The organism is Pseudofrankia inefficax (assembly GCF_000166135.1).
Lineage (GTDB): Bacteria > Actinomycetota > Actinomycetes > Frankiales > Frankiaceae > Pseudofrankia > Pseudofrankia inefficax.
Window position 1 is genome coordinate 7,554,009 of record NC_014666.1, and the last position, 13,284, is coordinate 7,567,292.

At 73.6% G+C, this 13,284-nt stretch carries 12 protein-coding genes; 6 read left to right on the forward strand and 6 right to left on the reverse strand.

Annotated features, from left to right (window positions below):
• Positions 1 to 172: 172 nt before the first annotated feature.
• On the reverse strand, positions 173 to 535 hold the full coding sequence (locus FRAEUI1C_RS30450; protein ID WP_013427229.1) for a hypothetical protein: 363 nt from the start codon (positions 533 to 535) through the stop codon (positions 173 to 175).
• Between the two features lie 71 nt (positions 536 to 606).
• On the opposite strand from FRAEUI1C_RS30450, the gene FRAEUI1C_RS30455 reads away from it, so the two are divergent.
• On the forward strand, positions 607 to 1,785 hold the full coding sequence (locus FRAEUI1C_RS30455) for a Clp protease N-terminal domain-containing protein (protein WP_013427230.1): 1,179 nt from the start codon (positions 607 to 609) through the stop codon (positions 1,783 to 1,785).
• Here FRAEUI1C_RS30455 and aspS read toward each other — a convergent pair.
• Complete coding sequence (gene aspS, locus FRAEUI1C_RS30460) at positions 1,739 to 3,532, reverse strand: aspartate--tRNA ligase (RefSeq protein WP_013427231.1); 1,794 nt, start codon at positions 3,530 to 3,532, stop codon at positions 1,739 to 1,741. The genes FRAEUI1C_RS30455 and aspS overlap by 47 nt on opposite strands.
• 493 nt (positions 3,533 to 4,025) lie before the next feature.
• A complete protein-coding gene (locus FRAEUI1C_RS30465; RefSeq protein ID WP_157735098.1) occupies positions 4,026 to 4,412 on the reverse strand; it encodes a hypothetical protein in 387 nt (128 codons plus the stop codon).
• Between the two features lie 141 nt (positions 4,413 to 4,553).
• Between FRAEUI1C_RS30465 and FRAEUI1C_RS30470 the strand changes: the two genes are divergently transcribed.
• Positions 4,554 to 5,363 carry a purine-nucleoside phosphorylase gene (locus FRAEUI1C_RS30470; protein ID WP_013427233.1) on the forward strand — a complete coding sequence of 270 codons (810 nt, stop codon included), beginning with the start codon at positions 4,554 to 4,556 and terminating at the stop codon, positions 5,361 to 5,363.
• Between the two features lie 30 nt (positions 5,364 to 5,393).
• Positions 5,394 to 7,115: a phospho-sugar mutase gene (locus FRAEUI1C_RS30475; RefSeq protein ID WP_013427234.1), complete on the forward strand. Its 1,722-nt coding sequence runs from the start codon at positions 5,394 to 5,396 to the stop codon at positions 7,113 to 7,115.
• Positions 7,116 to 7,320: 205 nt separating this feature from the next.
• Here the strand turns inward: FRAEUI1C_RS30475 and upp are convergent, their stop codons facing one another.
• Positions 7,321 to 7,944 carry a uracil phosphoribosyltransferase gene (upp, locus tag FRAEUI1C_RS30480; RefSeq protein ID WP_013427235.1) on the reverse strand — a complete coding sequence of 208 codons (624 nt, stop codon included), beginning with the start codon at positions 7,942 to 7,944 and terminating at the stop codon, positions 7,321 to 7,323.
• Positions 7,945 to 8,093: 149 nt separating this feature from the next.
• Here upp and deoC point away from each other — a divergent pair, with 149 nt between their 5' ends.
• Positions 8,094 to 8,960 carry a deoxyribose-phosphate aldolase gene (deoC, locus tag FRAEUI1C_RS30485; protein WP_041259759.1) on the forward strand — a complete coding sequence of 289 codons (867 nt, stop codon included), beginning with the start codon at positions 8,094 to 8,096 and terminating at the stop codon, positions 8,958 to 8,960.
• 88 nt (positions 8,961 to 9,048) lie between these two features.
• On the opposite strand, the gene FRAEUI1C_RS30490 is transcribed toward deoC, so the two are convergent.
• Positions 9,049 to 9,747: a hypothetical protein gene (locus tag FRAEUI1C_RS30490; protein ID WP_013427237.1), complete on the reverse strand. Its 699-nt coding sequence runs from the start codon at positions 9,745 to 9,747 to the stop codon at positions 9,049 to 9,051.
• Between the two features lie 148 nt (positions 9,748 to 9,895).
• Between FRAEUI1C_RS30490 and FRAEUI1C_RS30495 the strand changes: the two genes are divergently transcribed.
• Positions 9,896 to 11,983, forward strand: a complete 2,088-nt coding sequence (locus FRAEUI1C_RS30495; RefSeq protein WP_013427238.1) for a sensor histidine kinase — start codon at positions 9,896 to 9,898, stop codon at positions 11,981 to 11,983.
• Entirely contained in the window at positions 11,980 to 12,624 is a 645-nt protein-coding gene (locus FRAEUI1C_RS30500) for a response regulator (protein ID WP_013427239.1), read from the forward strand. Before FRAEUI1C_RS30495 ends, FRAEUI1C_RS30500 begins: the two co-directional genes overlap by 4 nt.
• Here the strand turns inward: FRAEUI1C_RS30500 and FRAEUI1C_RS30505 are convergent.
• A complete protein-coding gene (locus FRAEUI1C_RS30505; RefSeq protein WP_013427240.1) occupies positions 12,613 to 13,278 on the reverse strand; it encodes a DNA-3-methyladenine glycosylase I in 666 nt (221 codons plus the stop codon). The two genes, FRAEUI1C_RS30500 and FRAEUI1C_RS30505, sit on opposite strands and share 12 nt — an antisense overlap.
• Positions 13,279 to 13,284: the final 6 nt, after the last annotated feature.

Consider the following 13,284-nt stretch of genomic DNA (forward strand, 5'->3'; position numbering starts at 1 on the left):
CCGCTCTGCCGGCGGATCACCCGCCAACATGCGGACGCGAGACGACGGTCAGACAAACCCCGACGATCTAAGGTAGGTCGGTTCAGCCGCCGTTCGCGGCGATTTCGCCGAACGGGCGCCATACCTGGAGTAATGGGCACGTCGCCGCTAGCCCGCCCAGGTCTCTCAGGGCCTACCTGCCCGTGGCCTCGCGCCGTTCCAGCGCGGCCACCCGGGCCTCCAGCTCGGCGATCCGGTGCTGGAGCAGCTCCACCTGTGCCTCCGCGCCCATCCGGCGCTCCCCGCTCCGGCGCAGCCGCGGGGACTCCTCGGCCCGCGCCGCGACCATCGCCAGCGGTACCAGGCGCTGCGGGCCGTGCGGGCCGTCGACCAGGCGGGACGGGATGAGATCCGCGCGGTACCAGGTCCGCAGCGCCGCCCGGGATACCCCCGTGCGCGAGGACGCCTCCTGAAGGGTCACCCAGTCGGAGTCCTCCAGTCGGGAAGCGAGTTCCAGCTCGACGTCCCATTGGTCCAGACGATCGTCCCAGCTCAAGGCACCTCCTCGGTCGACCCTACTATTAGCATGGTATTGACCGGGGTACCAAGCAGGGCGACGGTTGACGCATGTTCGAGCGATTCACCAGCCAAGCCCGCCACGTCGTCGTCCTCGCCCAGGAGGAAGCCCGCGAACTCGATCACAACTACATCGGCACCGAACACCTCCTGCTCGGGCTGCTCGCCGAGACGGACGGCATCGCGGCGCAGGCCCTCGCGGAGGTCAACCTGTCGCTGGAGATGACGCGGTCCCGCGTCGTCGCGGCCGTCGGCAGGGGCAAGAAACCGCTCAAGGGCCACATCCCGTTCACCCCCCGGGCCAAGAAGGTCCTGGAGAAGGCGCTTCGGGAGGCGCTCGGCCTGCGGCACAACTACATCGGGACGGAACACGTCCTGCTCGGGCTGCTGGCCCTTGACGAGGGCCTGGCCGCGACCCTGCTGGCCGAATGGAAGGTGGACAGCCACGAGCTGCGCGCACGGGTACTCGGGCTCATCTCCGCCGCCGGCGCGGACCAGGCTGCCGGCATTCCGCGGCGCCTACGCCGTCGCCACGCCGCCGATGGCGACGGCGGCGATCTCGGCCTGGAGGACGACGAACCGCGGCGTACGGCGGCGGCCGACGCCGCCCTCTCGGGCGCGACCGGCCTCGCCGGCCACGACCCGATCGGTTCGCATCACCTGGTGCTGGCCCTGCTCAGTGACCCCGACAGCGCGGCGGCCAGGACACTGACAGGCCTCGGCCTCGACCTCGCGGCCGCCCGCGATGCCCTGGCGCACGCCGACCTGACCGACACCTCGGACGAGCTGCCGGAGGTGACCGGGCGGCGCGGAATGTCGCTACGCCTGACCGGCTCGGCCGTCGTCCTGGAGGCCACCGACCAACGGCTGCTCGACCTGGCCCGGCTGGCCTTCGGCGCGCTGCGCGACCGCGGCGCCGCGTCAGCCCCAGAACCGACGGCCGAGGGCGGCACCGCCGCCACGGAAGGCGACGGCGGCGGTGCACCGGCGACCGAGTCGTCGCTGCGCGGGGACGACGCCGTCGCCAGCAGCCTGTCGGCGGTGTGGACGGCGTTGGCCGCCAGTCTGGCGGACATCCGGACGCAGTCCACGCCGACGGGATCCGGGCCCGCCTCGCCGGACGAGGCCTGCGAGGCCGCCACCGGGGCGGCCGACGACGACGAGCGCCCGACGAAGCTGTCGGTCAGGCCGGAGGCACCGCTGCGACGACGCGGACGCCAAGCTCCTTGAGCTGCCGCTCGTCGACGCGGGTCGGCGCGCCGGTCAGCGGGTCCAGGCCCGACTGGGTCTTCGGGAACGCGATGACCTCGCGGATGTTCTCCTCGCCGGCCAGGCTCGCCACCAGCCGGTCGATCCCGAACGCGAAGCCACCGTGCGGCGGGGCGCCGTAGCCGAACGGGGTGAGGAAGAAGCCGAACCGGCGGTCCGCCTCCTCCCGGCTGATCCCGATCAGGTCGAAGATCCGCTGCTGCAGCTCCGGCTCGTGAATCCGGATCGAGCCGGAGCCGAGCTCCCAGCCGTTGAGCACCAGGTCATAGGCCCGGCTACGGACCTGCAGCGGCTCGGTCTCCAGCTTGTCCAGGTCGTCCGGGTGCGGCCGGGTGAACGGGTGATGGCCCGGCTTCGGGCGGCCCGTCTCCTTGTCGATGCCGACGAACTGCGGGAAGTCGACCACCCAGACGAAGCGGAAGCCGCCCTCGCCCGCCGGCGGGCGACCCAGCGAGTTGCGCAGCTGGCCGAGCACCTCGCAGGCGGTCGTCCACTCGTCGGCGACCAGCAGCAGCAGGTCACCCTCCCGCGCCTCGGTCTTCTCGACGATGCCGGCCAGCTCGGCCTCGGAGAGGAACTTGGCCACCGGCGACTCAAGGGCGCCCGCGGCCCCGACCCGCATCCAGACCAGGCCCTTCGCGCCGAGCTTCTTGGCCGTGTCGGTCAGCGTGTCCAGTGCCTTGCGGTTGTGCGACGCCGAGCCACCGGGCACCCGGATGCCCTTGACGGCCCCGACACCGGCGAAGGCCTTGAAGCCGCTGCCGGCGAAGACCTCGGTCAGCTCGACCAGCTCCATGCCGAACCGCAGGTCCGGCTTGTCGACGCCGTACCGGTCCATCGCGTGCTGCCAGGTCATCGTCTCGACCGGGGGCACCGGGCCGCCGGTGATCGCCTCGGTCGCGGCCAGCACGGCGGAGGTGATCACATCCAGTACGTCCTGCTGGTCGACGAAGCTCATCTCCAGGTCGAGCTGGGTGAACTCGTACTGCCGGTCGGCACGCAGGTCCTCGTCCCGCAGGCAGCGGGCGAACTGGAAATACCGGTCCGCGCCGCCGACCATCAGCAGCTGCTTGAACAACTGCGGCGACTGCGGCAGCGCGTAGAAGCTGCCGGGGAACTGCCGGGACGGCACGATGAACTCCCGCGCACCCTCCGGCGTCGACGGCATCAGCAGCGGCGTCTCGACCTCGACGAACCCGAGCGGGCTCAGCGCGGTGCGGATGGCGGCGAGCACCGTGGAACGGATCCGCAGGTTGCGCTGCATCCGCTCGCGCCGCAGGTCCAGGTAACGGAAGGTCAGCCGAGTCGACTCGTCCACGTTGTCCGCGCGGTCGTCAAGCGGGAAGGGCGGCGGCTTGGCGACCGACAGCACCTCGACCTTGCAGTCCCGCAGCTCGACCTGACCGGTCGCGAGAGCCTCGTTGACGGTGCCTTCCGGCCGCTCGGTCACCAGGCCGGTGATCTTCAGGACGTACTCCGAGCGGACGTCGACCGTCCCGTCGACCACGCACTGGATGACGCCGGAGTAGTCCCGCAGGTCGATGAACTGCAGCGACTGGCCGTGCTGGCGCCGGTGCGCCACCCAGCCGCACACCGTCACGGTCTCCCCGGCGTCGGCGAGCCGCGGATCGCCACACCGGTGCGACCGCATCGCGGTCTGCCGCACCTGAACCGCCGCCGGCGCGCTGTGCCCGTCTGCCGTCACCATCGCCCTGCCGTCCCGTCCCAACCGTTTGATCTGCCCGAACGCCGCGCTCGTTCTGATCGAACGCCGCAGCCGATGGCTCCGCGCGAACGCGACCACTGCCGCCACCCGAACACGGCCGTCGCCGCCCGAGAACCACGCGGCGGCGGGCGTCGTCCCGCACATCCGCCGGGACGGCGTGCTTGCGGGACGTCAGCTCGGCGCGCGGCCTGGCGCTTTCGCGATCTCTCGCTCTAGCGGTCGCTCGCTCTAGGAGTGGACAACGGTCCACCTACCTAGCCCGTCACCCTACCGGGCGTCGGACCTTCGCTCCGTCACACCCAGGCGCGGCCGACCGGCGACGGCCCGCCTTCGCGACCCGCTCGACGGCCGCACGCCACCCATCACCAACAAGATCGCCACTTCAGCCCTCTGGTGGTCGCTCTCGGGGAGTTCTCACGACCACTCCAGGGCTAAAACGGCGATCTTGGTGACGGCCGAGATCCGCGACGGAGAGCTAGCGGCGCAGGGCCTTGATGAAGCGGCTTACCTCGGGGCGGATGCGGGCCGAGACGCGCAGGACCTGGGGGCCGCTGGGGGTGGCGAGCTGGACGCGGATGACATCGCCGTGCTTCACGCCCTGGGAGGCGGTCACCTCGCGGCGGTCCCAGCTGACGTCGAACCAGTCCCCCTCCCGGGGGAAAGGCGCCAGGACGAGCAGCCGGCGGCTGGTCAGCACGATCCAGCGGGACAGGCCCAGCCGATAGCCGATGAACCGCTCGGCCTTGGCGGTGAGCCGGCCGCCGCCGGCCGGGTCGGTGAGCCGGCCGCGCAGCACCACCTCGGTGAACTCACCGGACTCCAGCGGCACCTCGGGCAGGCGGGTACGGCGCGGGATGGCCACGCCGCCAGTGTGCTCCACCAGCGCCGCCAGGCGCCGACCCCACCTGGACGGCTACCCTCCGGCCCCGCCCGCGCCGGGGCCGAGCGTGACGCCGGCCGCGTCGGCGTCGTCACCGGTAACCCTTCTCGCTACAGTCGGCCCGTGACCCAGCTCGCAGACAAACCGGACGCCGTGGCGTCCGCCGCCCGCCTCGCCGCCGCGACCGGGGTCGACCGGCACGACGTCGCGGTGGTGCTCGGATCGGGCTGGAAGCCGGCCGCGCAGACCCTGGCCACCCGCGGGAAGCTGCTCGCCGAGGTGCCCTTCGCCGAGCTGGGCGGGTTCCCGGAGACGACCGTGCCTGGCCACGTGCCCTCGGTCCGGTCGGTCGAGGTGGGCGGCCGGCGGCTGCTGCTCTTCCTGGGCCGGGTGCACGCGTACGAAGGCCACGACCTGGCCCAGGTCGTGCACGGGGTGCGGACAGCGTGCGCGGCGGGCGTCGAGACGGTCGTGCTCACCAATGCCGCCGGGGGGCTGCGGGCGGACATGTCCGTCGGCCAGCCGGTGCTGGTCAGCGATCACCTGAACCTGACCGGCCGGTCGCCGCTCGTCGGGCCGGCCTTCACCGACCTCACCGACGCCTACGCGCCGAAGCTGCGGACGTTGGCCCGCGAGGTCGACCCGACCCTGGCCGAGGGCGTCTACGCGGCGCTGCCGGGACCGCATTTCGAGACCCCGGCCGAGATCCGGATGCTGCGGCTGCTGGGCGCTGACCTGGTCGGCATGTCGACCGTGCACGAGACCATCGCCGCCCGCAACGCCGGGGCCGCGGTGCTGGCGATCTCCCTGGTCACCAACCTGGCCGCGGGCATGACCGGCGAGCCGCTGGACCACCTCGAGGTCCTGGCCGCCGGAGAGGCCGCCGCCACCCGGATGGGCACCCTGCTGGCCGAGGTCGTCTCCCGCCTCTAGTCCACCAGTCCACCGGCGGCGGGAGCGGACGTGAGGGAAAACGACACGGGCCAGGCGTCGGCTGACGAGAGGGTCCTGGCCTGGCTCGCGCACGACCCCGACGCCGCGGACCGGGCCGAGATCGAGGACCTGCTCGCGGCGGTGGCCGACGGCGGGAGGACCGCGGCGGCCGCGCGAACCGAGCTCGCGGACCGGTTCGCCGGGCCACTGACGTTCGGGACCGCCGGACTGCGCGGCCCCCTGCGGGCCGGCCCGAACGGGATGAACACCGCCGTCGTGCGCCGCGCCGCCGCCGGACTCGCCACCTGGCTGGCCGCCACGGGGGCCGGGCCGAAGACGGTGGTCGTCGGGTTCGACGCACGGCACCGCAGCGAGGCCTTCGCCCGCGACAGCGCCCGGGTGTTCGCGGGCGCCGGCCTGCGCGCGCTGGTCCTGCCCGGACCGGTGCCGACGCCCGTGCTGGCGTTCGCCGTCCGGCACCTCGCCGCCGACGCGGGCGTGATGGTGACGGCCAGCCACAATCCGGCGACCGACAACGGTTACAAGGTCTACCTCGGCGGCCCGGTCGGCGCTCCCGGCCGCGGCGCGCAACTCGTCGCTCCCGCCGACGAGCAGATCGAGGCCGCCATCGCCGCCGCCGCACCCGCTTCCGCGATCCCGCTGGCGGACACGTGGAGCCAGCTCGGCGACGAGACCGTGGCCGCGTACGTCGCCGCCGCGGCCGGCACCCCGGCGGGTACGACGCCGACCCCCGGGCCGGCCCTTCGGATCGCCTACACACCGCTGCATGGGGTCGGGCTGGACGTGCTGCGACGGGTGTTCGCGGCAGCCGGGCTGCCGGAGCCGGTCGTCGTCGCCGCGCAGGCCGAGCCCGACCCGGACTTCCCGACGGCACCGTTCCCGAACCCCGAGGAGCCCGGCGCCATGGACCTCGTCCTCGGCCTGGCCGGCGAGATCGGCGCGGACCTGGTGCTCGCGCACGACCCGGACGCGGACCGGCTCGCGGTCGCCGTCGGCCCCGGCCCGACGCGGGCGGGCACCGCCGAGCCGGGCGGCGCGCGGGTGCTGACCGGGGACGAGCTGGGCCTGCTGCTCGCCGACGAGGTGCTGCGGACCTCCCCCGGGCCGGTCGCGACGACGGTGGTCAGCGCCACGGCCCTGGGCGTGCTCGCGGCCCGCCGGGGAGCTCCCTTCTCCGAGACCCTCACCGGCTTCAAGTGGATCATGCGGGCCGCCGAGGACCTGGCCTTCGGCTACGAGGAGGCCCTCGGCTACGCGGTCCGTCCCGATCTGGTCCGCGACAAGGACGGCGTCACCGCGGCCGTCGCCGTCGCCCGGCTGGCCGCCGCCGAGGCAGCCCGTGGCCGCACCCTGCTGGACCGCCTGGACGACCTGTCCCGCGAGCTCGGCGTCACTGTGACGGCCCAGGTCTCGCTCCGGGTCCCGGACCTGGCCGCGAGCACCGCCCTGACCAGCCGCCTGCGGGCCGCGCCGCCCACGACCATCGGCGGCCTGCGCGTCGAGTCCATCCGGGACCTGCTGCACCCCACCGACACCGGCCTGCCGCCCTCCGACGTCCTGATCTTCACCCTGGCCGCCGGCGCCCGGACCGTCGTCCGCCCCAGCGGCACCGAGCCCAAACTCAAGATCTACCTGGAGGCGGTAGAGCCAGTCGGCACCAGCCTCACCGCGGCCCGGGCAGCGGCGGCAGCCCGCGTCGACCGGCTCACAGCCTGGGCCAGGTCCCTGTGACGGCACGAGACCCCACGTGTCCAGACGAGACTCAACCCGGCTGGTGACCCTGGACAGGCACCTACCCGCACATCGGCGCCGGCCACGAACCACGTTCGGGAAGGCGCCCCGGCGCCTGACCAGGCAGAGCCGGGGTCCCTGCCGGATCGGCGAAGCCGATATGGGAGGTCTGCAGAGGCGCGGAGCGCCGTCTCTGGCCGCTGCCCTAGACGGCGCCGAAGAGGCGGTCGCCCGCGTCGCCGAGGCCGGGGACGATGTAGGCGGTGTCGTTGAGGCCGTCGTCGACGGCGGCGGTGACGAGGCGCAGGTCGAGGCCACTGGCCTCCAGGGCGGCGATTCCCTCCGGTGCCGAGACGACCGAGACGACGACGATGCCGCGCGCGCCACGGTTGGCGAGCAGGCGCAGCGCGTGCAGCGCGGAGCCTCCGGTGGCGAGCATCGGGTCGAGCAGCAGCACCGGGCGACCGGTGAGGTCGGCGGGGACGGACTCCAGGTAGACGGTCGGCTGGAAGGTCTCCTCGTCGCGGGCGAGGCCGATGAAGGCGCTCACGGCGTCCGGGACGAAGGCGTGCGCGGCCGGCAGCATGCCCAGGCCGGCGCGCAGCACAGGGACGACGACCGGCTCCACGGCGAGCCGCGCGCCTGTGGTCTCGGCGAGCGGGGTACGCACCGTCACCGGCGTGGTCGGCAGGGTGCGGGCGGCCTCGTAGACCAGCATCATCGCGAGGTCGTGGAGGGCCGCCCGGAAGGTCGGCCGGGAAGTGCTCTCATCGCGCAGGATGGTGAGGGCGACCGCGGCGAGCGGATGGTCGAGGACATCTACCTGCACGAGACCCGCTCCCTGATGGATGTGCCGCGCTGGCCACACGGCAGCCGGGCCGCGTGCGCCGCGGGCCCGAAGCACGTGTACCACCGCGTCCAGGGACGTCAATGCACAGGGGCCTCGTCCCGGGCCGAACCACGCGGAAAGATGGGGGCATGACGACGGCAGCCGACGGACCCGACCAGCCCGCCAGCGGCAACGAACCACGTCACCCGGGCAACGCGGCGGACACCCCCGGTGCGCGGGAGTTCCCGCCCGCGCTGCTGTACCCGCCGCTACCGCCGGTGCCGACCACCAGGGCCGGCCTGGCCGCGATGATCGACCACACACTGCTGCGCCCGGACGCGACGTCCGACGACGTGCTCAAGGTCTGCGCGGAGGCGGCGAAGCTCGGCGTGGCCGCCGTCTGTGTGGCGCCGACGCACGTCTTCCTGGCCGCGGCCAGCGCCCGCAACGAGACGAACGGCCGCATCTCGGCCGGGTCCACCGACCGGCCCGCGTCGAAGCCGGCGTACGCGGTCGCGTCGGTGGTCGGCTTCCCGCACGGCAACCATCTGACGGCCGTGAAGGTCGAGGAGACCAGGCGTGCCGTGGCCGACGGGGCGACCGAGATCGACATGGTGATCGACATCGCGAACGCGGTGGACGAGAACTGGGTCGCGATCGAGACCGAGATCCACGAGGTGCGGCTCGCGATGCCGTCCGACGCCGTTCTCAAGGTCATCCTGGAGACGACGATCCTGCAGGACGCGACGATCCGCTCGGCCTGCCGGGCGGCGCTCGCCGGTGGGGCGGAGTTCGTCAAGACGTCGACGGGCTTCCACCCCGGCGGTGGTGCGAGCCTTCGTGCGGTGCGGGCGATGCACTCCGCCGTCGGTGGGCGCCTCGGCATCAAGGCCTCCGGCGGTATCAAGACCGCGGCGCAGGCCCTGGCCTTCATCCAGGCCGGTGCCACCCGGCTCGGCCTGTCCGGCACGGCCGACGTCCTCGCCGAGATGCCGAAGGACGCACCGTCCAGCTGACGGGCGGTGCCGACCAGCAGAGCGGCGCCGCCCCCACCCGGAATCGGCGGAGGCGGCGCGGGAGATCTGGCACCGGCTGGGTCAGCCGCTAGGCGTCCACGTCGGTGTGCAGAATGCGGTGCTTCCCGAGGCTGAGGCCAGCGAACGCGACGATCAGCCAGATCGGCCCCACCATGCCGGGGAAGCCGGCGATGGACAGGCCGCAGGACATGAACGCCACCGCGACCGGCGGGATCAGGCTGACCAGGCCCAGCCACCGCGACACGAGGTGGTCACGCAGGCTGAGCCAGGCGACCGCGCCCGCGGCGACGACAACCCCCAGGTAGCCGATGAACGGGCCGAAGTCGTTGAGCATGAGGTAGAAGAACTGGCCCTCCGTGCCGAACCCGTTCTCGTTCAGGCCTCCGGGCAGGTACAGGGCGAGCGCCAGCTTCCAGCCATAGCCCAGGCTCAGCGCCGCGGCGGACGCCGTGAGACCGTCGGCCACGACCCGAGCCGCCACGGCGCCTCGCCCGGTGGGAACCGCCCGCGACCGCCAGGACGCGGCCAGCACCAGCAGGACCGCCACCGCGAGGTAGCCCAGCGCGCCGCCAAGCTGGAGCTGTCCTCGGGAGAGCTTCGCGAGCGCCCCGGGGCCGACGTGGTCGGTGCCCACGTTCGGGCTCGTGAACATCGTCGCGACGATGCCGAGCACTCCGGCGCCGACGCCCAGCCAGGTCCATCGCGACCGGGCCGGCGTCCCGGCGACGGTCTCGTGGCCGACCGGCGCGGTTGTCATCGTTGCCATCTCTTCTGTCCCTCCCTCGGCCGGCGGCAGGATGTCGCCGGCGTGTGGGACCACGGTCGGCCGCCCGCCGTCCCGCATACGAGGGACAGCCGCCCCGAGTCGGCGACACCCACGCGACACCCGTCGGGCCGGGCGCGATCCTGAACGCATGCGGGCAGTTCCCTCGACACCGGGCGTCGGGCCCGGCGCGGCGCCGGCCGCCGCGCCGGCCACGACCACGGGTGGGGTCGTCCTGGCCTCGGTCGTCGTCGTCGGCCTGGCGGCGCTGTCGATCGGCTGTGCGGTCGGCGCGGTTCTCCTGCACCGCTACGTCACGGCGCGGACCGACCAGCCGGTCACGCTCGATCCGGCGGACCTGGTCCTCGCCGCCGCGTTCCCGCCGGTCGCGGCGCTGGTGCTGCTCTACCAGCCGCGCAACCTGGTCGGCTGGCTGCTTCTCACGACCGCCCTGACCGGCCCGTACCTGCTGGCCACGCAGTACGCCGCCGTCGCGCTGCTGCCCGGGAAGAGCGGGTTGCCGGGGCAGGAGGCCGCCACCTGGTTCGCGGTCTGGGGATACGTGCCGTACCTGGCCCTCTGGGGCCTGGTGCCCTCGACGTTCCCGGACGGCCGGTTGCCCTCCGGGCGCTGGCGCGTGCCCTTCACCGCCACGGCGGTGGTGATCGGCTGTCACCTGGTCGCCCGGATGATCTGCCCGACATCGCTCGACGTGTCGAGCGAACTGCTGAATCCGTACGGCCTGCGATCGGCGCCCTGGCTGCGGTACGTCACCCTGGCCACCTCGGAGGCCGTCGTCTTCGGCGGCGGGCTGCTCGGGCTCGCCGCGGTGCTGACCAGGCTGCGGCGGTCGCGCGGCGTGGAGCGGGCCAAACTGCAGTGGCTCGTCCTCGGGGTCGCCAGCCTCGTCGGGGCGAGCCTGATCGGCCTGATCCTGCAGGGCCCGCACGATCTGGCGGCCGGCATGGGCGTCGGGATGGTGCTGCTGGTGGCCGCGATCGGGGTCGGCGCGGTCCGCCACCGGCTGTTCGACATCGGGACGGCGCTCAGCCGCACGCTCGTCTACGGGCTGCTCACCGCGTTCCTGCTGCTCGCCTACGCCTGCGCCGTGGCCGGAGCGGGTGCGCTGGCCCCCGGGCGGCGGGTGGCCTACGGGGTGCTCGCCGTGGCGGCGCTGGTCGCCGCGGCGGCCCGCGACCAGGTGCAGCGGCTCGTCGACCGGGTGCTGTTCGGCGTGGCCCGTGACCCCTACGCGGTCCTCGCGGTCCTGCACGGCCGGCTCGATCTCGCGACCGGGCCGATGGACGCCCTTTCGCAGCTCGCCGACGGAGTACGAGAGGCGCTCAAGGTGCCCTACGTGGCCGTCGAGAGCGCGGACGATCGGCTCACGACCATCGAGTCGGGCCGGCCTGTCGGCTGGCTGGAGCGACTGCCCGCACCGACCCGCGCGGGAAGTGTCGCCGGCACGCTCCTGGTGGGCCGGCGCCACCGAGCCGACCAGTTCACCGTGGCGGAACGGGCGATGTTCACCGACATCGCCAGGCGGGCCGGGGATCTGCTGGACGCAGCGGCGACCCAGCACGACCTGCGGCGCAGCAGGGAGCGCGTCGTCGCCGCGCGGGAGGAGGAACGACGCCGGCTGCGCCGCGACCTGCACGACGGCGTCGGGCCCCAGCTGGCCGCGATGGCCATGCAGCTCGACAGCATCGCGGACGGCCTGGCAGAACGATCGGACCCGGCCGCGGAGCGCGCCGCCCTGGTGCGGGACCGCCTGCGGGCGACAGTCCGTGATATCCGTCACATCGTGGAGGACCTGCGGCCGCCGGCTCTTGACGAGGGCGGGCTGTCCGTCGCGCTGGCGCAGGTCATCGCGCCCTTCGCGCCCACCGTGACGCTGGACGCACCAGGCGACCTGGCCGAGCTCGGGCTGCCGGCCGCGACCGAGGTGGCGGCGTTCCGGATCGTCGCCGAGGCGGTGACGAACGCGGTCCGCCACTCGCGGTGCGACACCTGCGTGGTGCGGGTTCGCGCCGAACCGCCCTGGCTGGTGGTGGAGGTGGCGGACGACGGCGCCGGCCTGGCCGGCGACGCCGTCGCGGGGATAGGCCTGCGCAGCATCCGCGAACGAGCCAGCGAGGTCGGCGGACGGCTGGAGGTTCTCAGTTCGAGCGACGGCGCCGCCGGCGGCGGCACGCTGGTACGGGCTCGGCTGCCACTGGAGGAAGGGAGCACGCCGTGAACCCCCTGCGCATCGTGATCGCCGATGACCACGAGCTGTTCCGCGACGGGTTGCGCGGCCTGCTGGTCGAGCTGGGCGCGACGGTCGTGGCCGAGGCCGCGGACGGCAACGCGGCCCTGGCCGCGACGCTGCGCCACGCCCCAGACGTGGTGTTCATGGACCTGCGCATGCCGGGCCTGAGCGGCATCGAGGCGACCGCGCGCATCGGCGAGGTGGCGCCCCAGACCGCCATCCTGGTGCTGACGATGAGCGAGGACACCGCCTCCCTGCAGGCGGCCCTACAGGCGGGCGCGCGGGGCTACCTGCTCAAGGAGTCCTCGAAGAAGGACGTGGCACGGGCGCTGGAGGCAGTCACCCGAGGCGAGCTCGTCATCGGCCCCGGGATCGCGGACAAGGTACGCCACGCCGTCGGCGGGCTGTCGCCGGGCGTGTTCCCCCAGTTGACCGAGGCGGAGGTGCGCATGCTGGAGCTGCTCGCGGACGGACTGGCCAACGGGCAGCTCGCCGCTCGGCTGTACCTCTCCGAGAAGACGGTCCGCAACCGGGTCTCCACGATCCTCGCGAAACTGGGCGCCGGGAGCCGCGCGGAGGCGGTCGCTCGAGCCCGCGACGCGGGCTTCGGCTCCGCCTCAGCCGGCTGACGGGCCCGCCACCGCCTCCCGGGCGACGCAGTCGGCCAGGTGGTCGTTGACGAGCCCGCAGGCCTGCATCATCGCGTACGCCGTGGTCGGGCCGATGAAGACGAGGCCACGCTTGCGCAGCGCCTTCGACAGGGCGACGGACTCCGGCGTCGTCGGGGTGAGGTCGGACATTGCGCGGGGCGCGGGGCGGGCGGCCAGGTCCGGCTGGAAGGACCAGACCACGTCCTCCAGTGGCTCGTCGAGCGCCAGGATCGCGCGGGCGTTGACGATCGTGGCCTCGATCTTGCGACGGTTGCGGACGATCGAGGCGTCGGTGAGCAGCCGCTCGGCGTCGGCGGGGCCGAACGCGGCGACCGTGGCCGGGTCGAAGCCCGCGAACGCCCGCCGGAACCCCTCGCGCTTACGCAGGATCGTCAGCCACGACAGGCCCGACTGGAACGCCTCCAGGCTGAGCCGTTCGAACAGCCCGACGGTGTCCCGGACCGGCCGCCCCCACTCCTCGTCGTGGTAGGCGAGGTAGTCGGGCGTCGACACCCCCCACGGGCAGCGCATCAGACCGTCCGGCCCGGCCACCGGCCCGCCGGGTCCAAGCGGCCCACCCGAGCCCGTCGCCCGTCCGTCGGCGACCGCCGGCGTCGGCAGCGTCTCCGTCATCGCGTC